22 protein-coding genes, 1 tRNA gene and 1 pseudogene are annotated in these 21,680 nt (G+C 69.7%); 11 read left to right on the forward strand and 13 right to left on the reverse strand.

Annotation, left to right across the window (positions count from 1 at the left end; genetic code table 11):
- Positions 1 to 18 precede the first annotated feature (18 nt).
- The 3 genes from ACIBCU_RS15505 (at position 19) to ACIBCU_RS15515 (ending at position 1,832) form a co-directional block, all read left to right on the forward strand.
- A complete protein-coding gene (locus ACIBCU_RS15505; protein ID WP_362927264.1) occupies positions 19 to 549 on the forward strand; it encodes a phage holin family protein in 531 nt (176 codons plus the stop codon).
- Positions 546 to 1,523, forward strand: coding sequence for an alpha/beta hydrolase (locus ACIBCU_RS15510; protein WP_362927265.1), 978 nt, complete (start codon positions 546 to 548; stop codon positions 1,521 to 1,523). The genes ACIBCU_RS15505 and ACIBCU_RS15510 overlap by 4 nt, the downstream gene beginning before the upstream one ends.
- Before the next feature lie 105 nt (positions 1,524 to 1,628).
- Positions 1,629 to 1,832 carry a hypothetical protein gene (locus ACIBCU_RS15515; RefSeq protein WP_362927266.1) on the forward strand — a complete coding sequence of 68 codons (204 nt, stop codon included), beginning with the start codon at positions 1,629 to 1,631 and terminating at the stop codon, positions 1,830 to 1,832.
- A 123-nt stretch (positions 1,833 to 1,955) separates the two neighbouring features.
- On the opposite strand, the gene ACIBCU_RS15520 is transcribed toward ACIBCU_RS15515, so the two are convergent.
- The 3 genes from ACIBCU_RS15520 to nth form a co-directional block, all read right to left on the reverse strand.
- A complete protein-coding gene (locus tag ACIBCU_RS15520) occupies positions 1,956 to 3,161 on the reverse strand; it encodes a MarP family serine protease (protein WP_362927267.1) in 1,206 nt (401 codons plus the stop codon).
- Between the two features lie 91 nt (positions 3,162 to 3,252).
- Complete coding sequence (locus ACIBCU_RS15525) at positions 3,253 to 3,990, reverse strand: CoA pyrophosphatase (protein WP_362927268.1); 738 nt, start codon at positions 3,988 to 3,990, stop codon at positions 3,253 to 3,255.
- Between the two features lie 74 nt (positions 3,991 to 4,064).
- A complete protein-coding gene (nth, locus tag ACIBCU_RS15530; RefSeq protein ID WP_399231804.1) occupies positions 4,065 to 4,907 on the reverse strand; it encodes an endonuclease III in 843 nt (280 codons plus the stop codon).
- A gap of 253 nt (positions 4,908 to 5,160) precedes the next feature.
- On the opposite strand from nth, the gene ACIBCU_RS15535 reads away from it, so the two are divergent.
- Entirely contained in the window at positions 5,161 to 5,835 is a 675-nt protein-coding gene (locus tag ACIBCU_RS15535) for a Crp/Fnr family transcriptional regulator (RefSeq protein ID WP_031090867.1), read from the forward strand.
- Between the two features lie 76 nt (positions 5,836 to 5,911).
- Here the strand turns inward: ACIBCU_RS15535 and ACIBCU_RS15540 are convergent, their stop codons facing one another.
- From ACIBCU_RS15540 to ACIBCU_RS15555, 4 genes are all read right to left on the reverse strand, one after another.
- Positions 5,912 to 6,742 carry an MBL fold metallo-hydrolase gene (locus ACIBCU_RS15540; protein ID WP_362927271.1) on the reverse strand — a complete coding sequence of 277 codons (831 nt, stop codon included), beginning with the start codon at positions 6,740 to 6,742 and terminating at the stop codon, positions 5,912 to 5,914.
- Positions 6,739 to 7,686 (reverse strand): NUDIX hydrolase, encoded by a 948-nt coding sequence (locus ACIBCU_RS15545; RefSeq protein WP_362927272.1) that lies wholly within the window; start codon positions 7,684 to 7,686, stop codon positions 6,739 to 6,741. The genes ACIBCU_RS15540 and ACIBCU_RS15545 overlap by 4 nt, the downstream gene beginning before the upstream one ends.
- A gap of 117 nt (positions 7,687 to 7,803) precedes the next feature.
- Positions 7,804 to 8,274 carry a RidA family protein gene (locus tag ACIBCU_RS15550; protein ID WP_362927273.1) on the reverse strand — a complete coding sequence of 157 codons (471 nt, stop codon included), beginning with the start codon at positions 8,272 to 8,274 and terminating at the stop codon, positions 7,804 to 7,806.
- Complete coding sequence (locus tag ACIBCU_RS15555; RefSeq protein ID WP_019992579.1) at positions 8,274 to 8,432, reverse strand: DUF4177 domain-containing protein; 159 nt, start codon at positions 8,430 to 8,432, stop codon at positions 8,274 to 8,276. Before ACIBCU_RS15555 ends, ACIBCU_RS15550 begins: the two co-directional genes overlap by 1 nt.
- 71 nt (positions 8,433 to 8,503) lie before the next feature.
- Here ACIBCU_RS15555 and ACIBCU_RS15560 point away from each other — a divergent pair, with 71 nt between their 5' ends.
- A complete protein-coding gene (locus ACIBCU_RS15560; RefSeq protein ID WP_399231808.1) occupies positions 8,504 to 9,532 on the forward strand; it encodes an ArsA family ATPase in 1,029 nt (342 codons plus the stop codon).
- Positions 9,529 to 10,974, forward strand: coding sequence for an ArsA-related P-loop ATPase (locus tag ACIBCU_RS15565; RefSeq protein ID WP_362927275.1), 1,446 nt, complete (start codon positions 9,529 to 9,531; stop codon positions 10,972 to 10,974). Before ACIBCU_RS15560 ends, ACIBCU_RS15565 begins: the two co-directional genes overlap by 4 nt.
- A 50-nt stretch (positions 10,975 to 11,024) precedes the next feature.
- Here ACIBCU_RS15565 and ACIBCU_RS15570 read toward each other — a convergent pair whose 3' ends face one another.
- Positions 11,025 to 11,402, reverse strand: a complete 378-nt coding sequence (locus ACIBCU_RS15570) for a WhiB family transcriptional regulator (protein WP_362927276.1) — start codon at positions 11,400 to 11,402, stop codon at positions 11,025 to 11,027.
- A 398-nt stretch (positions 11,403 to 11,800) separates the two neighbouring features.
- Between ACIBCU_RS15570 and ACIBCU_RS15575 the strand changes: the two genes are divergently transcribed.
- The gene (locus tag ACIBCU_RS15575) at positions 11,801 to 14,047 is read left to right on the forward strand and encodes a transglycosylase domain-containing protein (RefSeq protein WP_399231811.1); all 2,247 of its coding nucleotides are present in this window, start codon (positions 11,801 to 11,803) and stop codon (positions 14,045 to 14,047) included.
- An 82-nt stretch (positions 14,048 to 14,129) separates the two neighbouring features.
- Here ACIBCU_RS15575 and ACIBCU_RS15580 read toward each other — a convergent pair whose 3' ends face one another.
- Positions 14,130 to 14,594 carry a GatB/YqeY domain-containing protein gene (locus ACIBCU_RS15580; protein WP_362927278.1) on the reverse strand — a complete coding sequence of 155 codons (465 nt, stop codon included), beginning with the start codon at positions 14,592 to 14,594 and terminating at the stop codon, positions 14,130 to 14,132.
- 79 nt (positions 14,595 to 14,673) lie between these two features.
- On the opposite strand from ACIBCU_RS15580, the gene ACIBCU_RS15585 reads away from it, so the two are divergent.
- Together ACIBCU_RS15585 and ACIBCU_RS15590 are read left to right on the forward strand one after the other, a co-directional pair.
- Positions 14,674 to 15,612 (forward strand): metallophosphoesterase, encoded by a 939-nt coding sequence (locus tag ACIBCU_RS15585; RefSeq protein WP_362927279.1) that lies wholly within the window; start codon positions 14,674 to 14,676, stop codon positions 15,610 to 15,612.
- Between the two features lie 89 nt (positions 15,613 to 15,701).
- Positions 15,702 to 15,775: transfer RNA gene (locus tag ACIBCU_RS15590), tRNA-Pro, on the forward strand.
- Positions 15,776 to 15,859: 84 nt separating this feature from the next.
- On the opposite strand, the gene ACIBCU_RS15595 is transcribed toward ACIBCU_RS15590, so the two are convergent.
- The 3 genes and pseudogenes from ACIBCU_RS15595 to ACIBCU_RS15605 form a co-directional block, all read right to left on the reverse strand.
- Complete coding sequence (locus ACIBCU_RS15595; RefSeq protein WP_399232311.1) at positions 15,860 to 16,363, reverse strand: MFS transporter; 504 nt, start codon at positions 16,361 to 16,363, stop codon at positions 15,860 to 15,862.
- A 90-nt stretch (positions 16,364 to 16,453) separates the two neighbouring features.
- Positions 16,454 to 16,771, reverse strand: a pseudogene (locus ACIBCU_RS15600) (4-carboxy-4-hydroxy-2-oxoadipate aldolase/oxaloacetate decarboxylase); the annotation flags it as partial.
- Between the two features lie 159 nt (positions 16,772 to 16,930).
- Complete coding sequence (locus tag ACIBCU_RS15605) at positions 16,931 to 17,491, reverse strand: NAD(P)H-dependent oxidoreductase (RefSeq protein ID WP_362927329.1); 561 nt, start codon at positions 17,489 to 17,491, stop codon at positions 16,931 to 16,933.
- Between the two features lie 116 nt (positions 17,492 to 17,607).
- On the opposite strand from ACIBCU_RS15605, the gene ACIBCU_RS15610 reads away from it, so the two are divergent.
- Entirely contained in the window at positions 17,608 to 18,261 is a 654-nt protein-coding gene (locus tag ACIBCU_RS15610) for a TetR/AcrR family transcriptional regulator (protein ID WP_399231813.1), read from the forward strand.
- Here ACIBCU_RS15610 and ACIBCU_RS15615 read toward each other — a convergent pair.
- Positions 18,236 to 19,483: a damage-control phosphatase ARMT1 family protein gene (locus ACIBCU_RS15615; RefSeq protein ID WP_399231815.1), complete on the reverse strand. Its 1,248-nt coding sequence runs from the start codon at positions 19,481 to 19,483 to the stop codon at positions 18,236 to 18,238. The two genes, ACIBCU_RS15610 and ACIBCU_RS15615, sit on opposite strands and share 26 nt — an antisense overlap.
- Before the next feature lie 178 nt (positions 19,484 to 19,661).
- Between ACIBCU_RS15615 and htpG the strand changes: the two genes are divergently transcribed.
- On the forward strand, positions 19,662 to 21,575 hold the full coding sequence (gene htpG / locus ACIBCU_RS15620; RefSeq protein WP_362927331.1) for a molecular chaperone HtpG: 1,914 nt from the start codon (positions 19,662 to 19,664) through the stop codon (positions 21,573 to 21,575).
- The last annotated feature ends 105 nt before the right edge of the window (positions 21,576 to 21,680 follow it).

Raw genomic sequence — 21,680 nt, forward strand, 5'->3', positions numbered from 1 at the left:
GAAGAGAGGGAGTCAGGGATGAGCGACCCCGGCAACTACGCGGGCAGCACCGATCGTAGTCTCGGACAGCTGTTCGCTTCGGCGACCGCTGAGATGTCCGCGTTGGTGCACGACGAGATCGCACTGGCCAAGGCCGAGATGCGTCAGGACGTCAAGCGCGGCGCGATCGGCAGCGTGGCTTTCATCGTCACGGGTGTGCTGATCCTTTTCGCGATCCCCGTGCTGAGCTTCGCCGCGGCCTACGGCATCCACAATCTCGGGCTCGGGCTCGCCTGGTCGTTCCTGATCGTCGGCGGTGCGTTCATCCTGCTGGGGATCCTGCTCGCCCTCTTCGGGCTCGCCAAGTTCAAGAAGGTCAAGCCGCCGGAGAAGTCCATCGCGTCCGCCAAGCAGACCGCTGCGGTCCTGCAGGGCGTGAAGCCCCACCCCCGCCCCGCCGCCGACGCGCGTGCGATCGAGCAGGCACCGGGCAGCACACTCGCGGACAGGGCCATCGAGAACCGTCCTGTCCAGGAGAAGGCGGTCTCTGTGACACGCTCGTCCACATGACCGACCCCGATTTCAGCGCATCCGGTCCGGTGGGGCCGCTGGGGCCGACTGCCGGTTCCGGCAGCCCTGTCCGCCTCGATGGGCCCTGGACCCACCGTGATGTGGCCGCCAACGGCGCGCGCTTCCATATCGCCGAGCTCGGCGACGGGCCGCTGGTGCTGCTGCTGCACGGCTTCCCGCAGTTCTGGTGGACCTGGCGCCACCAGCTGACCGCCCTGGCCGACGCCGGATACCGCGCGGTCGCGATGGACCTCCGCGGGGTCGGCGGCAGCGACCGTACGCCCCGGGGCTACGACCCCGCGAACCTGGCTCTCGACGTCACCGGCGTGATCCGCTCCCTCGGCGAGCCGGATGCGGCGCTCGTGGGACACGACATGGGCGGCTACCTCGCCTGGACGGCGGCTGTGATGCGGCCGAAGCTGGTCCGTCGGCTCGTGGTGTCGTCTATGCCGCATCCGCGCCGCTGGCGTTCCTCGATGCTCTCGGACTTCGCTCAGTCCCGCGCCGGTTCGCATGTGTGGGGCTTCCAACGTCCATGGGTGCCGGAGCGTCAGCTCGTGGCGGACGACGCGGCCTTGGTGGCCCGGCTGATCCGCGACTGGTCGGGGCCGCGCACCCCCGACTTCCCCGACGACCTGACCACGGACGTCTACCGGCGCGCGATGTGCATCCCCTCGACGGCCCACTGCTCGATCGAGCCGTACCGCTGGATGGTCCGCTCACTGGCCCGTCCGGACGGCGTCCAGTTCAACCGGCGGATGAAGCGCCCCGTGCGTGTACCCACCCTGCATCTCCACGGCTCGCTCGACCCGGCGATCCGGACCCGTAGTTCCGCGGGGTCCGGCGAGTACGTCGAGGCGCCGTACCGGTGGCGCCTTTTCGACGGTCTGGGGCACTTCCCCCACGAAGAGGATCCGGTGGGCTTCTCGGCCGAACTCATCAACTGGCTCAAGGACCCTGAGCCCGACCGGTAGTCGACGGGCACAGCTGTCCGACGAACAGCCAATTGCCTGCCGCATAAGCCAATTGGCTGACTCGCGCACGATTACGGACCTTGGGTCACGGGCAGACGTCGGGGTATGGGCTGGACGCGCGACTTCAATGACGTAGCACGCAACCGCCGCTCGACCGCTCCTGCTGGTCCGAGCATTCACGAGGGGGGCGGCTCCCTGAGCCGGGTGCACGATGTGAGCGATTTCCATGATCTCCGGCTGGGCATTCCGCGCATTCTGCATCGCCGGGCCCGCTGGGTCTCGGCGCGCCTGCGCCATCCCCGCGGATGACGCGGTAGCCGTTCGACAGCACGCCACGTACGGTCCCCGCCCCGTTGAGGGCCGGGGACCGTACGTGACCTCGTACTGCAGGGCCAGGTGGTCCGGGGTTCCCGGTGTCCGCCTACGGACGGCTCAGAGCGCGCAGCCCTGGCTGTCGACCTGCTGGGCCGTGGACCTGCCGAGCTCGATGTCCTCGCGGATCTCATCGGCCGTCAGCGCGTAACCCGTGTCCGGGTCGTCGAGCGACTTCGCGAACACCACTCCGTACACCTTCCCGTCCGGAGTGAGCAGCGGGCCACCGGAGTTGCCCTGGCGGACGGTCGCGAACAGCGAGTACACGTCGCGCTGCACGGTGCCCCGGTGGTAGATGTCCGGGCCGTTGGCGTCGATACGGCCCCGGATGCGCGCCGAGCGCACGTCGTAGGCGCCGTTCTCCGGGAAGCCGGCGACGATGGCGCTGTCACCGCTCCCCGCGTCCTTGTCGGTGTCGGTGAAGCGCAGCGGCTCGGCGTCCAGGTCCGGGACGTCCAGTACGGCGATGTCCCGCTGCCAGTCGTAGAGGACGACCTTGGCGTCGTACAGCCGGCCTTCGCCACCGATCTGGACGGTCGGTTCGTCGACGCCGCCTACCACGTGGGCGTTGGTCATCACACGGCGGTCGGAGAACACGAAACCGGTCCCTTCGAGGACCTTGCCGCAGCCCGGGGCCATGCCGACGACCTTGACGATGGACTTCTTCGCGCGGGCGGCGACAGGGCTTCCTGCCAGCGCGGGGTCCGGCGGTTCGACCGCGGTGATGGGCTCGTTGGCGAACGGGCTGAAGACCTGCGGGAAGCCGTTCTGCGCGAGGACGGACGAGAAGTCCGTGAACCAGTTGGAGGCCTGATCGGGCATCACCCGGGAGACCCCGAGCAGGACCGAGGAATTACGGACCTCCTTGCCCAGCGTCGGCAGTGACGTGCCGGCCAGCGCCGAGCCGATCAGCCAGGCCACCAGGAGCATGGCCACCACGTTGACGAGGGAGCCGCCCGTGGCGTCCAGGGCCCTTGCGGGCGACCAGGTGATGTACCGGCGGAGCCGGTTGCCGAGGTGGGTGGTGAAAGCCTGGCCCACCGATGCGCACACGATCACGATCACTACCGCGACGATGGCGGCGGTGGAGGAGACCTCCGACCCGTCGGTCGCCTGGTCCCAGATGACCGGCAGCAGGTAGACGGCCACGAGTCCGCCGCCCAGAAAGCCGATCACGGACAGGATGCCGACGACGAAACCCTGGCGGTAGCCGATGACCGCGAACCACACGGCGCCGACGAGCAGCAGGATGTCCAGCACGTTCACCGTCTATAGCCTCGCAGATTCGTCACCTGGCCCGTCCGGTTCGACGGGGTCCGGGCCAGGCCCGGAACAGCGCAGCAGGGGAGTCAGCCTGTCATGCGCGCCAGTCGAGCGGCACCTGCCTGGTCCTGTCCCAGGGGCGTTCCCACCCCGCGTAGTGCACAATCCTGTCGATCACTCCGGCTGTGAATCCCCATACCAGGGCGGATTCGACCAGAAATGCGGGGCCTTCGTGGCCGCTGGGGTGGACGGCTGTCGCACGGTTGGCGGGATCCGTGAGATCCGCCACGGGGGCGGTGAAGACACGGGCGGTCTCGGCCGGATCGACGGCTCCGACCGGACTCGGCGTCCGCCACCAGCCGAGGACGGGTGTGACGACGAAGCCGCTCACCGGGATGTAGAGCCGGGGCAGCACGCCGAAGAGCTGGACGCCGCTCGGATCGAGTCCGGTCTCCTCCTCGGCCTCCCTCAGCGCGGCCCTGAGCGGCCCGGTGGTGGTGTGGTCGCCGTCCTCGGGGTCGAGGGAGCCCCCGGGGAAGGACGGCTGGCCGGCGTGGGAGCGCAGGGAACCGGAACGCTCCATCAGGAGCAGCTCCGGACCACGCTCACCCTCGCCGAAGAGGATCAGTACGGCGGACTGGCGCCCGGCGCCGCTCTCAGGCGGCAGAAAGCGGCTGAGCTGGTTGGCCCGCACCGTACGCGCCGCCCGGGCCACGGGCTCCAGCCAGCCGGGCAGGCCGTCGGTGGTGACGGTGAGCGCGCTGTCCTGGGGCGCGCTCGTCCCGGTGGTGGCCGCGTCGGCTGCGGCCCGTGTCCTCTGTGCGTGCGTCATGGGCACCCCCGTCGTTCCAACGCCTGTCGTCTGCCATTTCGTTCCGCACGGACCCGCCTGGGCAGGTCGGCCGCTCACCCGGCTCCCAGCGGCGGTGCGGGGCTGCCCGGATAGTCCGGGGGCGGGCTGAGGCGCTGACCCGGGTAGCCGCCCATCTCGTACTTCAGCAGCTTCTTCGCCTTCTCGGGGTCGGTCTCGCCCTCCCCGTAGGCAGGGCAGAGGGCGGCGATCGGGCAGGCGCCGCAGGCGGGCTTGCGGGAGTGGCAGATGCGGCGGCCGTGGAAGACCACGCGGTGCGAGAGCATCGTCCACTCGCTCTTCGGGAAGATCGCGGCGATCTCGGCCTCGACCTTCTCCGGGTCCTCCTGCTCGGTCCACTTCCAGCGGCGGACCAGCCGGCCGAAGTGGGTGTCCACCGTGATGCCGGGCACACCGAACGCGTTGCCGAGGACGACGTTGGCCGTCTTGCGCCCGACGCCTGGCAGCTTCACGAGATCCGCCAGCCGGCCGGGGACCTCGCCGCCGAAGTCGTCCCTGAGAGCGGCCGACAGGCCCATGAGGGAGCGCGCCTTCGCCCGGAAGAAACCGGTCGGCCGGATGATCTCCTCCAGCTTCTCGGGAACGGCGGCGGCCATGTCCTCGGGCGTCGGATAGGCGGCGAAGAGGGCCGGGGTGGTCTGGTTGACCCTCAGGTCGGTGGTCTGCGCGGAGAGAACCGTGGCCACCAGGAGTTCGAACGGATTGCGGAAGTCCAGCTCGGGGTGGGCATACGGGTAGACCTCGGCGAGCTCGCGGTTGATCCGGCGGGCACGGCGGACCATCGCGAGATGCGACTCAGGCTTCGCGGACTTGCCCGACGCTGCTCCCGTCGGGCGATTTGCAGCTTTTTTCGTACCTCGTGCAGCCTGTTCGCCCACAGCGGAATTCCTGTCTCCCGACACCCCATCAGCCCCCTTGGCCTACGCTCTCACCGGCGTTCCGGACACCCGGCCAGCCTAGAGCCAGGGGCTGACATCCGCCCCGGTCACCGCGTATCCACGCCCAATCGGCCCCCTGCCGTAGGGTCCGGCACGCCCGTGCGTCAAACTGGTTTGTGATCGATCGCACTGTTTTACCGTCCGGCATCATGGAAACGACGCTTCCCTGAACAGGCCGACAAGGAGAGAACTCGTGGACGACGTTCTGCGGCGCGCCCCGCTTTTCGCGGCGCTCGATGACGAGCAGGCCGCGGAGCTCCGCGCCTCGATGAGTGAGGTGACCCTCGCACGTGGTGACGCGCTGTTCCACGAGGGCGACCCGGGTGACCGCCTGTACGTGGTCACCGAGGGCAAGGTGAAGCTCCACCGCACCTCTCCCGACGGGCGGGAGAACATGCTGGCCGTCCTCGGCCCCGGCGAGCTGATCGGGGAGCTGTCGCTGTTCGACCCCGGCCCGCGCACCGCGACCGCGAGCGCGCTCACCGAGGTCAAGCTCCTCGGCCTCGGCCACGGAGACCTCCAGCCCTGGCTGAACGCCCGCCCCGAGGTGGCCACCGCGCTGCTGCGCGCCGTCGCCCGCCGCCTGCGCAAGACCAACGACCAGATGTCCGACCTGGTCTTCTCCGACGTGCCGGGCCGAGTCGCCCGTGCGCTCCTCGATCTGTCGCGCCGCTTCGGCGTGCAGTCGGAGGAGGGCATCCACGTCGTGCACGACCTGACGCAGGAAGAGCTGGCCCAGCTGGTCGGCGCCTCCCGCGAGACGGTCAACAAGGCGCTCGCGGACTTCGCGGGCCGCGGCTGGCTGCGGCTCGAGGCGCGCGCCGTGATCCTGCTGGACGTGGAGCGGCTGGCGAAGCGGTCCCGCTGACGCCCGCCCCGCACGCTCGCCGAAAAGGCCCCACCGCCGGTGGGGCCTTTCGCGTGCCTCCCAGGGCCGCTCCGGGTCAGATCAGGCCGTGCTCGGTCAGGTACTCCAGTTGGGCCCGCACCGACAGCTCCGCCGCCGGCCAGAGGGACCGGTCCACATCCGCGTACACCGCCGCCACGACCTCGGCCGGCGTCCGGTGTCCCGCCTCCACGGCCGTCTCCACCTGGGCCAGGCGGTGTGCCCGGTGGGCGAGATAGAACTCGACGACGCCCTGCGCGTCCTCCAGCACCGGTCCGTGCCCCGGGAGCACCGTGTGCACCCCGTCGTCGACGGTCAGCGAGCGCAGCCGCCGCAGGGTGTCCAGGTAGTCCCCGAGCCGCCCGTCCGGGTGCGCGACGACGGTGGTGCCGCGCCCGAGAATCGTGTCGCCCGTCAGCACGGCCCGGTCGGCCGGCAGGTGGAAGGAGAGCGAGTCCGCGGTGTGTCCAGGCGTGGGGACGACCCGGAGTTCCAGCCCTCCCGTGGTGATCACGTCACCTGCCGCGAGCCCCTCGTCGCCCAGCCGCAGCGCCGCGTCCAGGGCGCGCACCTTCGTACGGGTGAGCTCGGCGAACCGGGCTGCGCCCTCGGCGTGGTCAGGGTGCCCGTGCGTGAGCAGGGTGAGACCGACGCGCCTGCCCGTCCGCTCCACGGTGTCGATGACGGTCCGCAGATGTACGTCGTCGAGCGGCCCCGGGTCGATCACCACCGCCAGGTCCGAGTCCGGTTCGGCGACGACCCAGGTGTTCGTGCCGTCCAGGGTCATCGCGGAGGCGTTGGGAGCCAGGACGTTGACCGTACGGGTGGTGGCGGGCCCGGAGAGCACCCCGCCGCGGGGCTGTCCGGGCAGTGCGGCCGCGTCGCTCACGAGGTGGCCCCGTCCGTGGTGCCGGTGGTGGGATCCGCGCCCTCGGCGGCTGAGGGGGAAGCGGTTCCGCCTGCCGTCGGGACGTGTTTGGTGAACTCGTCGTGGCCCGGCCAGCTCAGCACCAGCTCGTCGCCCTCCATACGGGCCTCTGCCAGCACGGGGGCGAGGTTCTGGGAATCCGCTGCCTTCACCGCCTCCGCGGCCGTCCCGTACGGCCTCAGCGCCCGCAGGGTGGCCACGGTGGGCGGCATCATCAGCATTTCACCCTTGTCGTAGCCGTCGGCGGCGTCACCGGGCCGGATCCACACCGTCCGGTCGGCCTCGGTGGAGGCGTTCCGGGTGCGCTGGCCCTCCGGGAGGGCTGCCACGAAGAACCAGGTGTCGTAGCGGCGCGGCTCGAAGGCCGGGGTGATCCAGCGCGCCCACGCGGCCAGCAGGTCGGAGCGCAGCACCAGGCCCCGGCGGTCCAGGAACCCCGCGAAGGACAGCTCCCGGGCGACGAGGGCCTCACGGTCGGCCTCCCAGTCGGCGCCCGTGGTGTCGCTCACGACGGTGTCGGCGGTCGGCCCGGCCAGCAGGACGCCCGCTTCCTCGTACGTCTCACGGACCGCGGCGCAGACGACCGCCTGCGCCTCTGCGGCCGTGCCGACACCCAGGCGGGCGGCCCAGGTGTCCAGGGACGGTCCCGCCCAGCGCACGAGGTGGTCGTCGTCGCGCGGGTCGACCCCGCCACCCGGATAGGCGTACGCACCGCCGGCAAAGGCCATGGAGGTCCGCCGACGCAGCATGTGCACGGCGGGACCGATGGCGCCCGGCCCCGACGTGTCGTCCCGGAGCAGCATCACCGTGGCCGCACGCCTGGGGGTCACGGCTGTCAGCTCGCCGCTGGCGAGGGCCCGGATCCGGGCGGGCCATTCCGGTGGGTACCACTGACCGTTGGACATGGCCGGAGGCTATCCGGAACCGCGCCGATGTTCGAGGGCCCCCGGACATCGGTGTCTGCCCCTTACACACAGATCCCGCCCGGTCTCAGGACCGGACGGGATCATGGAAGTACGGGATCAGGCGTCGACGAGCTCGACCTGGACTTCGACCTCGACCGGTGCGTCCAGCGGCAGCACCGCGACGCCGACGGCGCTGCGGGCGTGCACGCCCTTGTCGCCCAGGACCGCGCCCAGGAGCTCGCTCGCACCGTTGACGACCCCCGGCTGCCCGGTGAAGTCGGTGGCGGAGGCGACGAAGCCCACGACCTTCACGACCCGGGCGATCCGGTCCAGGTCGCCGGCGACCGACTTCACCGCCGCGAGGGCGTTCAGCGCGCAGGTCTTGGCCAGTTCCTTGGCCTCGTCCGGCGTCACCTCGGCGCCGACCTTGCCGGTCACCGCGAGTGTGCCGCCCACCATCGGGAGCTGGCCGGAGGTGTAGACGTACACCCCCGACTGCACGGCCGGCTGGTAGGAGGCCAGCGGCGGTACGACGTCCGGGAGCGCCAGGCCGAGTTCGGCGAGCTTCGCCTCGACGACGCCCGCCACTACGGCTTCTCCCGCTTCAGGTAGGCCACGAGCTGCTCGGGGTTGTTCGGGCCGGGAACGACCTGGACCAGCTCCCAGCCGTCCTCGCCCCAGGTGTCCAGAATCTGCTTGGTCGCGTGCACGAGAAGGGGCACGGTCGCGTATTCCCACTTGGTCATGAGCCGACTGTAATGCCTGGCACAGGCGGCCTCGTGCGTAGCCTGCCTGCCGACTGGTTAGGCTCGAAGACGTGAGCAGGTTCCAGGTCGTCAGCGGCAAGGGCGGGACCGGTAAGACCACGGTCGCCGCCGCACTCGCGCTCGCCCTCGCGACCGAGGGCAGGCGCACTCTCCTCGTGGAGGTCGAGGGCAGGCAGGGCATCGCCCAGCTCTTCGAGTCCGAGCCACTCCCCTACGACGAACGCAGGATCGCCGTGGCGCCCGGCGGCGGGGAGGTCCACGCACTGGCGATCGACGCCGAGCGCGCACTCCTGGACTACCTCCAGATGTTCTACAAACTGGGCAGCGCGGGCCGGGCCCTGAAGAAGCTCGGCGCGATCGACTTCGCCACCACCATCGCCCCGGGGGTCCGCGACGTCCTGCTGACGGGCAAGGCCTGCGAGGCCGTACGGCGCAAGGACAAGCAGGGCAGGTTCGTCTACGACTACGTGATCATGGACGCGCCCCCCACCGGCCGCATCACGCGCTTCCTCAACGTGAACGACGAGGTGGCCGGGCTGGCGCGGATCGGCCCCATACACAATCAGGCGCAGGCCGTGATGCGGGTCCTGAAGTCCCCCGAGACGGCGGTCCACCTGGTGACGCTCCTCGAGGAGATGCCGGTCCAGGAGACAGCGGACGGCATCGCCGAACTGCGCGCCGCCGAACTGCCCGTGGGCCGGGTCGTCGTGAACATGGTGCGGCCCCACCTGCTGGACGAGGACGCGCTGCGTACGGCCTCGGGAGGCCGTCGCAAGGAGATCGCGAAGACGCTCACCCGGGCCGGCGTGACAGGTTCCGCCGGGCTGGTACGACCGCTCGTCGCGCAGGCCGCCGAGCACGCCCAGCGCGTCGGCCTGGAGCGTGAACAGCGCGCGGTGCTGGCCGGGCTGGGACTGCCCATGGCGGAGCTCCCGCTGATGGGCGAGGGAGTGAGCCCGAACGCGCTGCACGAGCTGGCGGCGGAGTTCCGCAAGCAGGGTGTGGGCGACGAGACCGCGGACGCGGCGGGACAGAGGGCCCGGGGCGGACGCGGAACCGGAGAAGGGGTGGGGTCATGACGCTGGGCACGGACGTCGCACCGGGGCTGGAGACCGACGCGCTCCTGGACGACCCGGATATCCGTATCGTCGTCTGCTGCGGTTCCGGGGGCGTGGGCAAGACCACCACCGCGGCGGCTCTCGGCGTACGGGCGGCCGAGCGCGGGCGCAAGGTCGTCGTCCTCACCATCGACCCGGCCCGGCGGCTCGCCCAGTCGATGGGCATCGACCAGCTGGACAACATCCCTCGCCGGGTCGAGGACATCGAGGGCGAGGGCGAGCTGCACGCCATGATGCTCGACATGAAGCGCACCTTCGACGAGACCGTCGAGGCGCACACGGATACCGAGCGGGCGCGCGCGATCCTGGAGAACCCCTTCTACCAGTCCCTGTCGGCCGGGTTCGCGGGCACGCAGGAGTACATGGCGATGGAGAAGCTCGGCCAGCTGCGGGCGCGCGACGAGTGGGACCTGATCATCGTCGACACCCCGCCGTCCCGTTCCGCGCTGGACTTCCTGGACGCGCCGAAACGTCTCGGCTCCTTCCTTGACGGGAAGTTCATCCGGCTGCTGATCGCCCCCGCGAAGATCGGCGGGCGTGCCGGGATGAAGTTCCTCAACGTCGGGATGTCGATGATGACGGGGACGCTCGGCAAGCTGCTCGGCGGACAGTTCCTCCGCGACGTACAGACCTTCGTCGCCGCGATGGACTCCATGTTCGGCGGATTCCGTACCCGGGCCGACGCGACGTACAAGCTGCTCCAGGCGCCCGGCACCGCGTTCCTCGTGGTGGCGACGCCGGAACGGGACGCACTGCGCGAGGCCGCGTACTTCGTGGAACGGCTGGCCGCGGAGGAGATGCCGCTGGCCGGCCTGGTCCTCAACCGGGTGCACGGAAGCGAGGCCGCGCGGCTCTCCTCGGAGCAGGCGCTGGCAGCCGCAGAAAATCTTGAAGGCGTCGGCATTGTGGATCAGACGGCCGGGAAGGCTGGCCTTGGTGACGTGGACCCTGTGTCCGCCGCCTCTCCCGAAGCCCCGGAGCCGCTCTCCCCCGAGCGCAGCAACGAGCACGCCCCACACGAGCCGTCACAGCAGGAGCCGCCCCAGCACGACCGGACGAAGCGCACCCCTGAGCCCGAGCCGGGCGCCCGTGGCCGGAAGTCGCCTGACCCGTCCGGGCCAGCCGCGCACACGGAAGCGGACAGGCACAGCACATCCGCCACGGACGCCGTATCCGTCGAAGTCTCCATCGAGCAGCTGACCGCGGGTCTGTTGCGGCTGCACGCGGAGCGGATGCACGTCGTCGCACGCGAGCAGCACACCCGGGACCACTTCACCACGCTTCACCCCGAGGTGCCGGTGGCCGAGGTGGCCGCGCTGCCCGGTGACGTACACGACCTCTCAGGCCTCAGGGCCATCGGGGAACTGCTCGCGACCGGTTCCGCTCCGGCCGGAGCTGCCTAGGACCGCCACCGGGCGTGCCCCGGGGGCAGCCCGTGCGGCACTGCCCGCACTTACCCCACGGCGGCGAACGTCTCGTGCAGTTCGTCCTCGTGCAGACCGTCGTCGTGCAGGTCGTCCTCCAGACCCACCGCTGCCGGCAGCATGCCCGTGGACCGCTCGTACTCACTGCGTGCGGTCTCCAGCAGGCGGCGCCAGGACGTGACGGTGGGCCTTCGGCGCAGCAGCGCACGGCGCTCCCGCTCCGTCATTCCGCCCCACACGCCGAACTCGACGCGATTGTCCAGCGCATCGGCCAGGCACTCGGTCCGCACCGGGCAACCGGTGCACACCGCCTTGGCCCTGTTCTGCGCTGCCCCTTGTACGAACAATTCATCCGGATCGGTAGTGCGGCAGGCTGCCTGCGCACTCCAGTCGGTTACCCAGCCCATGCCGGCGCCGTCCTCTCCCGAATCGAGGCTCCCCCACGGCGGTAGCGGCATATTCACCGCTGCCAGTTGAGGACGTTACGGAAGGTGGGGAGAGCACAACACCCCCTTCGGGCCCAATCTTGAATGGTCCGAACGGACTATGCGTACGCGGCAGATCACCCAGGGGAGTGACGGGAGGACATGCGCGACCTTCCCGAAAGAATCGGGACAGAAACCCCAAGTCGCAACGGACATTGAGTGACACATGAGACGAATTCGGGAACGTCTCGACAGGTGGCTGAATTCCGCTGAGGGGCACGCAAGGGGGTTGATGCAAAACCGGACTGCTGTGACAGTTGAGAGCAGCTTAGGCCAAGGCCTATACGCGTGTCCGGCGAATGAGAACGTAGGCTGCCCCCATGCCAAAGAAGCGCTCAGGCGGGGGTCTGACGACGACCCAGCAGGCCGCCAAGTTCCTCGGTGTCGCCGCGCTCTCCGGAGCTGTGCTGGCCGGCATCGCACTGCCGGCCGCCGGCGCACTCGGGCTCGCCGCCAAGGGGACGGTCGAGGGATTCGACGAGATCCCTTCGAACCTCAAGACTCCACCGCTGAGCCAGCGGACCACGATCCTGGACAACGAGGGCGGCGCGATCGCCACGGTGTACTCGCGTGACCGCACCGTCGTCCCGCTCAAGGACATCTCGCCGTACATGCAGGACGCGATCATCGCGATCGAGGACTCGCGCTTCTACGAGCACGGCGCGGTGGACCTCAAGGGCATCCTGCGCGCGATGAACCGCAACGTGCAGGAGGGCGGCACCGCACAGGGCGCCTCGACGCTCACCCAGCAGTACGTGAAGAACGTCTTCGTCGAGGAGGCCGGCGACGACCCGGACAAGGTCGCCGAGGCCACGCAGCAGACTCTGGGCCGCAAGGTCCGGGAGCTGAAGTACGCGATCCAGGTCGAGGAAGAGCTCGGCAAGAAGAAGATCCTGGAGAACTACCTCAACATCACCTTCTTCGGGCAGCAGGCCTACGGGGTCGAGGCGGCTTCCCAGCGCTACTTCTCCAAGCACGCCAAGGACCTGAAGGTGGAAGAGGCCGCGATGCTGGCGGGCCTCGTCCAGTCGCCGACCCGCTACGACCCGGTCAACGACACGGAGGAGGCGACCAAGCGGCGCAACACCGTGCTGCAGCGCATGGCCGCCGTCGGCAGCATCTCGAAGGCCGAGGCCGAGAAGGCCATCGCCAGCCCTCTCGAGCTGAAGGTCAGCAAGCCGAACAACGGCTGCATCACCGCCGTGAGCGGCGCCGGGTTCTTCTGCGACTACGTACGCAAGACGATCCTGACCGACCCGGCCTTCGGGAAGACCGACGAGGAGCGCGCCAAGCTCTGGAACCTCGGCGGCCTGACCATCAGGACCACACTCTCGCCGCGCGCGCAGAAGGCGGCCGACGAGGCCGCGACCTCGAAGGTCTACAAGGACGACAAGGTCGCCGCCTCGGTGGTGCAGGTCGAACCCGGTACCGGCAAGATCCTCTCGATGGGCCAGTCCAGGCCGTACGGCCTGGACCAGAAGAAGAACGAGACGGTCCTCAACCTCGGCGTCAGCAACAAGATGGGCGGCAGCACCTACGGCTTCCAGGTCGGCTCGACCTTCAAGCCGATCACCGCCGCCGCCGCCCTGGAGAAGGGCATCAGCCCGGCGCAGAGCCACACCTCCGACTGGAAGATCTCGGTGCCGATGGACTCCTACCGGAACTGCGCGGGAGCGTCTGTCGGGAGCGGGAACTGGGACCTCCAGAATGAGATGGAGTCCGAGAAGGGCGCGTTCGACATGACGAGCGCGCTCGGCAAGTCGATCAACACCTACTTCGCCAAACTGGAGCAGCAGGCCGGCCTGTGCGAGACGGTCACCATGGCGAAGAAGCTCGGCTACGAGCGCGGTGACGGCAAGCCCGTCTCGGACAACAACCCGTCGATCACGCTGGGCGGCACGGAGAGCACCCCGCTCGGCATGGCCGCCACGTACGCGGCGTTCGCCAATCGCGGCACCTTCTGCACGCCGGTCGCCATCGAAGCCATCACGGACGCCAACGGCAAGAAGGTCGACGTACCCAAGTCCTCGTGCTCGCAGGCGATGAGCGAGAAGACGGCCGACACCATCAACCAGATGCTCAAGGGAGTCGTCGAGGACGGCACCGGCACCCAGGCCGGCCTGACGGACCGCGACAACGCGGGCAAGACGGGTACCACCAACGACCGCGTGGACGCCTGGTTCGTCGGCTACACGCCGAACCTGTCCACGGCCGTGTGGGTGGGTGCGGACGTCGGCAAGAAGGTACCGATGTACGACATCACCATCGGCGGCCAGTACTACGACAAGGTCTGCGGTGGCTGCCTTCCCGGTCCCATCTGGAAGACCGCGATGACCGGCGCGCTGGACGCGTCGGAGACCCCGTCCTTCAACCCGATCTCGGTGCCCCGCGCCAAGGAGAAGGAGAAGGAGAAGGACAACGGCCGCGGCGAGGCCAACGGCGGCGGCAACGGGGGCGACAGCGACAAGCCCGGCGCCGACCCCATCGGCGGCATCACCCTGCCGCCCGGCATCATCGGCGGGAACGACGGCGGTGGGCGCGGCGGGCGCGGCGGCAACGGTCCCTGACCGCCCGGATCGCACGACGACGTGAGGAGAGAGGAGGGGCGCCCCCGAGCCGGGGGCGCCCCTCCTCTCACGTGTCGGCCTCTCAGCCCGCGAGCAGCTTCTTCACCGTTGCGGCGACCCGGCCGCCGTCGGCGAGCCCGGCCACCTTCGGGTTGACGATCTTCATGACGGCGCCCATGGCCCGGGGCCCCTCGGCGCCGGCGCTCCTCGCCTCCTGGACGGCCTGCGCGACGATCACGTCCAGCTCGTCGTCGGAGAGCTGCTTCGGCAGGTAGGCGTCGAGCAGCTCGCCCTCGGCCTTCTCCCGCTCGGCCTGCTCCGTCCGGCCGCCCTGCGCGAAGGCCTCGGCCGCCTCCCGGCGCTTCTTCGCCTCCTTGGCGATCACCTTCTGCACCTCGTCGTCGGAGAGCTCGCGCGACGTCTTGCCGCTGACCTCTTCCTTGGTGATCGCGGTCAGGGTGAGCCGGAGGGTGGACGAGGTGAGCTCGTCACGCGCCTTCATGGCCGTGGTGAGGTCTTCCTTGAGCTTGGACTTGAGCGTGGTCATGCGGCGATTGTGACAGGTACGGGGCACCTGCCGCCCGCCTGTTTTCGTCCCGCCGCGCCGTTTCTGCGACGATGGCCCCATGCGCGCACGCTACGGAGTACCCCTGAAAGTAACGGCAGTCGGCGCAGCAGTCGGTGCCGCCGGCCTCGTATACGCGGCCGGATTCGAGGCACGCTCGTTCCGCCTCCGCCGGATCACGATTCCCGTACTCCCGCACGGGGCACGCCCGTTGCGCGTGCTCCAGGTCTCCGACATCCACATGGTGAGCGGCCAGCGCAAGAAGCGCGCCTGGCTGCAGTCGCTGGCGGGCCTCCGCCCGGACTTCGTCGTCAACACCGGCGACAACCTCTCCGACCCGGAAGCCGTACCGGAGCTGCTCGACGCGCTCGGCCCGCTGATGGAGTTCCCCGGGGTCTACGTCTTCGGTTCCAACGACTACTACGGCCCGAAGCTCCGTAACCCCGTCCGCTACCTCCTGGAGAAGACGCAGGGCAAGCACGGGCTCAACGGGAACGCACCGGCGGTCGGCGCCGTCCACAACCCGTGGGAGCCGATGCGGGACGCCTTCGACGAGGCGGGCTGGCTCAATCTCTCCAACACCCGGGGCCGGATCAAGGCCGACGGGCTCGAGATCGCGTTCACCGGCCTGGACGACCCCCACATCAAGCGGGACCGTTACGCCGAGGTCGCCGGCGGCCCCGAGACGGGCGCGGACCTCTCGATCGGCGTCGTGCACGCCCCGTACCTGCGCTCCCTGGACGCCTTCACGGCGGACGGCTACCCCCTGATCCTGGCCGGCCACACCCATGGCGGCCAGCTCTGCATCCCCTTCTACGGTGCACTCGTCACCAACTGCGACCTGGACACGGACCGGGTGAAGGGCCTCTCCGGCCACACGGTCGGCGAGCGGCGCGCCTACCTCCACGTCTCCGCGGGCTGCGGCACGAACCGCTACACCCCGGTCCGCTTCGCGTGCCCGCCCGAAGCGACCCTGCTGACGCTGACGCCCCGAGACTGAGGCTCCCGCCCGGGGCACAAAAACCGGATTTCGCCTCCGGGCGCGGGTGGGCTAAAGTAATCGATGTCGCCGGGACAATCGGTGGACATCGGGGTGTAGCGCAGCTTGGCAGCGCGCTTCGTTCGGGACGAAGAGGTCGTGGGTTCAAATCCCGCCACCCCGACAGCTGAAACACCAGGTCAAAGGCCAGGTCCTTAAACTCAGGACCTGGCCTTTGTCGTGTCCGGAGGCCAGGCGGACCGGTGGTTCAGCTCGCCGCGGCCGCCGCCGGGCGGGCGGCGTCGCTGTCCGTGGAGCGCTTCAGGGACGGCAGGCCGGTCGGGCCGATGAAGATCAGCGAGAAGTCACCCACGGCCGCGAAGACGGTGAAGCCCGTGGTGGTCGAGCCGGTGGCGAGGAGCTGGCCGCCGAGCCAGGGACCGAAGACCGCGCCGAAGCGGCCCATGCCGGAGATCCAGCCGACCGCGGTGGCGCGGTTGTCGTCGCCCGAGCGGGCGGCCGCCGTCGCGTAGATCATCGGCTGGGCGCTGAAGGGGAACAGGCCGGTCAGGAACACCACGACGTAGATGCCGGCCAGCGGCATGTGGACGCTCAGCAGGTAGGCGCCGACGGCGGTGGCGCCGAACCAGACAGCGCCGATGCTCGGACCGCCGAACCGGTCGGTGAGCCTGCCGCCGACGAGCCTCCCGACGATGCCGCCGAGGTTGATGACGATGACGAAGCCGAGCGCCCACAGGCCGCCGCGGAACAGCGCGGCGACCGCGCTTCACCGGTCGGTGCCGGCCTGGCGCTTCCTGTCCTGGGTGGGGGGGTGCCCCGACGCCGTACCGCTCGGCGAGTGCCCGCGCCTCTGGAGCGCGGTGGCGAACAGCTCTCCGAACATGCGGTCGGTGGACGGGGATGTGGTGGTGACGACGAGGACGTCGCCCTCGCCGCACTGCTCCACCGCCGCATGGATCACGAGGTTGTCGCCGGGCCAGCTGAGCACGGTGACCGCGCTGCCCACGATCCGTACACCCTGATGCACGGGGCGCAGTTCGGGGCCGAGCAGACCGGTTCGGCCCATCGCCTCGCTCACGGTGGCGACGCCGTACGGTGCAAGCGCCTCGATGTCCCGCGCGTCCGCCCTCGGCGGTCCGGTGACGACGAAGCCGCTCATGCCGGCAGCTCCGTGATCCGCGCCGTCTCGAACACCCCCGCAACGGCCCGTGGGCCCGGTCCCCTCTCACCACGAGAGGGGACCGGGCCCACGGGAGTCATGCCGGGCGGCACGGGGACGGCGGTGCGGCATCCGCGGCGCACCGCCGTCGGAGGCGGATCAGGCGGCAGCCGCCGTGGCACCTTCGGTGACCTGGCGGAGCACCTCGGTCAGCGAGGTGACGACCTCGGCGTCGTCCGCCGGGTGGAGCTCGGCGAAGCGGGTCACGGAGCCGGGGATGGAGAGCTTGGCGTCCGCCAGGACCGCTCCGCCCGCGAGGCCGGCCGCCTTGCGGGCCTCGTCCTGGGCCCACACGCCGCCGAACTGGCCGAAGGCGGTGCCGACCACGGCGACCGGCTTGCCGGTCATGGCACCGGCGCCGTACGGGCGGGACAGCCAGTCGATGGCGTTCTTCAGGACGGCGGGCATGGTGCCGTTGTACTCGGGCGAGAACAGGAGGAACGCGTCGGACCGGCCGGCGGCCTCGCGCAGCCGGGCGGCGGCAGCCGGAACGCTGCCCTCGACGTCGATGTCCTCGTTGTAGAAGGGGACCTCGACGAGACCCTCGTACAGCTCGACCTCGGCACCCTCGGGCGCGTGCTTGACGGCCGCCTCGGCGAGCTGGCGGTTGTGGGAGCCGGCGCGGAGGCTGCCGACGAGGGCGAGGATGCGTACAGACATGGGGAAGCTCCCGGGAGACGGAGACTGCAGAAGTAAGCGGACCATGGTCCGTTTAAAGTTGTACCATCTAAACGGACCGCGGTCCACTTCCGTCCGTCCGGGGCTACCCTGAAGCCATGACCGCTCCCCTCCCCCCGCCGCCCGGGCCGCCCGACACCGCCAAGGCCCGGACGAATCTCACGCTCGCCGCCGTCGGCGAACCCGAGATGCTGCGGGCGGACGCGGCGCGCAACCGTGCGCTCCTGCTGGACGCCGCCTCACGTCTCCTGGCTCACTGCGGGGCGGCGAACCTCACCATGGAATCGGTCGCGGCAGCCGCCGGAGTCGGCAAGGGCACGGTCTTCCGGCGCTTCAAGGACCGCACCGGCCTGCTCATCGCGCTCCTGGACCACCGCGAGGCCCTGCTGCAGGCCGCCTTCCTCTCCGGGCCGCCCCCCGTGGGCCCGGACGCCCCCGCTGCCGAGCGGCTGCACGCCTTCGGACCTGCCCTGATGCGCCATGAACGCGATCACCACGAGTTGATCCTGGCCTCCCGCACCGATCCCCTGCGCACCTACGAGGTCCCCGCGCATCGGCTGAGGCTCAGCCACGTCACCCTGCTGCTCCGCCAGGCGCACGCGGCGGGCGAGCCCGAACTGCTCGCGCACACGTTGCTCGGGTCGATCGACACGCCCCTCGTCCACCATCTGACATGCGAACGCGGCATCGGCATCGAGCGGTTGGAGCAGGGCTGGCACGACCTCCTCAGCCGTTACGGGGTGGCGCACTGAGGGCGGCCCCACCGGGCCGCGACCGCACCTGGACCAGGGCGTGCGTGCCGCTCGTACGCCACTCCCGGCCGGACCGGTCCAGGCCCTCCAGGGTCCGCGGATCCAGGCCCACGACGACGTCGGACTTCAGCGTACGCAGCGCGGCGACGGCACTCGGGAAGTACGCCGTGAGGTCGGCGAACGGCGTGGTCGCCGGCCACAGCCGGTCGCCCACCAGCCGCCGGTAGTTGAGGTCGCCCTTGAGGATCGTCAGCGTGGCGGCGCCGAGCTCCGCCCGGAGATCCCCGGGCATCCGCTCGTACGGAAACGGGGCGCAGAAGAACGGGTGGGTACGCACCTCGAGCCGGCCGGCCCCCATGGCCGCCCAGACCCGGACGCCGATCGCTCCCGCCTCACCGGGGGCGCTGTTCAGCCGGCGCAGGCAGTCGACGACGTCGGCCGTCATGGCGTCGGAGACGTAATACGGGCCGGGCTTCACATGGAGCATCACCCGGTCGGCGTGTCCGTGTTCGAGAAGGTGGTCGATGAGGACGAGGTCGGGGATCAGCTCGCGCCCGGTGTTGTCCGCGATGACGGCGACGGTCGCCGGGGATGATCCGGCGGGCAGGAGCGACCACAGCGCCGCACTGTCGTCGACGACCAGACCGGGATCGGCCTCGCCGGGGGTGGATTCGCCGGCCGGGCCACGGAAGCCGAGATCGGCACGGTTGCCCCAGAGCGAGGCCTGGAGCAGAGCTGCCGCCCGCTCTGCGGCGGGGGCACCGGCGAGGTCGTCCAGCGAGCGGAGTTCCTCCTCGACCGTGGAACCGCGCAGTTCCGCGCGCTTGAAGGAGGCGAAGGGGTCGACGCCCTGCCAAGGGCCCTCGTCGAAGTAGCCGACGGCTCCCAGGAGCCTGCGGTAGAAATAGCTCTCGCCCCAGAGGAACGGGGCGTCGAACCACGGACGCCCGAAGTGCTCCCGCCCCCACCCCAGCCAGAGCTCACGGTCCGGGCTGCCGGGACCGAGCGGTTCGACGACCCCGTGGACGATCTCGTGGAGCAGGGTGTCCAGGGCGCGGTGCTGCCGGGGGCCGTACGGGAAGGCTTCGCGCACCTGTCCGATCAGGGCCGGATGGCGCTCGGCCATGACGCCCCGGGCGAAACTGCCCGGCTCCCGGCACGTGATCACAGGAGGGAGGCCGAGGTCTCCCGCGGCCCGGGAAGTCGCTCGCGTATCGCCCATGCGCCCAGTCTGCCTGCTGAGGGAAGCCGCTCCTCCCACGACGGGTACGCGTGTCCACCGTCCGCCCCGGCGACCGGCGGTCAACGCCCGTGGCGGAACCGGCACATGACGCGCCCAGGGCCTGGTTACGATATGGAACGGCTCAGATGACTTACCCCAGGAAAGGGAACCCGTACCCATGCCGGCCGAGACATTCGAGTTTCAGGTAGAAGCTCGCCAGCTCCTGCAGATGATGATCCATTCGATTTACTCGAACAAGGATGTATTCCTGCGTGAGCTCATTTCCAATTGTTCGGACGCGCTGGACAAGCTGCGGCTGGAGACTCTCCGCGACGACACGCTCCAGGCGGACACCTCCGACCTGCATATCGCCGTCGAGGCCGACCAGGAGACGCGCACACTGACCGTGCGTGACAACGGCATCGGAATGTCGCACGACGAGGTCGTGCAACTGATCGGGACGATCGCGAATTCCGGTACGGCGAAGTTCCTCCAGGAACTGAAGGAAGCCAAGGACGCCACCGCCTCCGAGGAGCTCATCGGACAGTTCGGTGTCGGGTTCTATTCGAGCTTCATGGTGGCCGACGAGGTCACCCTGGTGACCCGGCGCGCGGGCGAGGACACGGGCACGCGCTGGCAGTCCAGCGGCGAGGGCACCTACACCGTCGAGTCCGTCGACGACGCACCGCAGGGCACCTCGGTCACGCTGAGGCTCAAGCCCGAGGACGCCGAGGACAAGCTCTTCGACTACACCTCGCCCTGGAAGCTCAGGGAAATCGTCAAGCGCTACTCGGACTTCATCACCTGGCCCATCCGCATGGCGGCGGTGGCGGGCGAGGAGGGAGCGGAGCCCGAGGCCGAGACGGTCAACTCGATGAAGGCCCTGTGGGCCCGGTCGAAGGATTCCGTGACCGATGAGGAGTACAGCGAGCTGTACAAGCACATCAGTCACGACTGGACCGATCCGCTCGAAACCATCCGCATGCAGGCGGAGGGAACCTTCGAATACCAGGCTCTGCTCTTCCTGCCGTCCCACGCACCGCAGGACCTGTTCATGCAGGACCACAAGCGTGGAGTTCAGCTCTATGTGAAGCGCGTGTTCATCATGGATGACTGCGAAGCGCTCATGCCGACGTATCTCCGCTTCGTGAAGGGCGTGGTCGACGCACAGGACCTTTCGCTCAATGTGTCGCGCGAGATCCTTCAGCAGGACCGCCAGATCGAGATGATGCGGCGCCGTCTGGTCAAGAAGGTGCTCTCGACGGTCAAGGACATGAGGTCCAACGCCCCGGAGAAGTACGAGACGTTCTGGAAGGAGTTCGGCCGGGTCCTCAAGGAGGGACTGTTCCAGGACTTCGAGAACCGCGACGCGATCCTGGAGATCTCCTCGTTCGCCTCGACCCAGGACGAGGAGGGGCTGACCACCCTGCGCTCGTACGTGGAGCGGATGAAGGAGGGCCAGGAGCAGATCTACTACATGACGGGCGAGTCCCGCGCGGCCATGGAGAGCTCGCCGCACATGGAGGCCTTCCGCGCCAAGGGCTTCGAGGTCCTGCTGCTGACCGAACCTGTCGACGAGGTCTGGGTCCAGTCCGTCCCCGAGTTCGACGGCAAGCCGCTCCAGTCCATCTCCAAGGGCGAGGTCGACCTCGACACCGACGAGGAGAAGAAGGAGGTCGAGGCCGAGCGTGAGAAGCAGCAGCAGGACTACGCCGGTCTGCTGACCTGGATGACCGAGCAGCTCGGTGACACCGTGAAGGAGGTACGTCTCTCCTCGCGCCTCACCGTCTCGCCGGCCTGCATCGTCTCGGACACCCACGATGTCACCCCGGCGCTGGAGAACATGTACCGCGCCATGGGCCAGGAGGTGCCGCAGATCAAGCGCATCCTCGAACTCAACCCCTCGCACGCGCTGATCAGCGGGCTCAAGAAGGCGTACGCCGAGCAGAGCGGCGAGGAGGGCACCCGCACCGAACTGGCCGAGACGGCCGAGCTGGTCCACGGGCTCGCGCTCCTCTCGGACGGCGGCGAGCTGAGTGACCCCTCGCGCTTCAGCAGGCTGATGGCGGACCGTCTGGAGCGCACGCTCTAGTCCACGAACCGCCTCCCGACCCACTGCGGCCGCCAGGATTCCTGGCGGCCGCAGTCGTATGTGGTGCGGGCGACGGATGTGGTGCGGTGGGCGGTTGTGAAGGCG

This window comes from Streptomyces sp. NPDC051064 (assembly GCF_044455985.1).
In the GTDB taxonomy this organism is placed as follows: Bacteria; Actinomycetota; Actinomycetes; order Streptomycetales; family Streptomycetaceae; genus Streptomyces.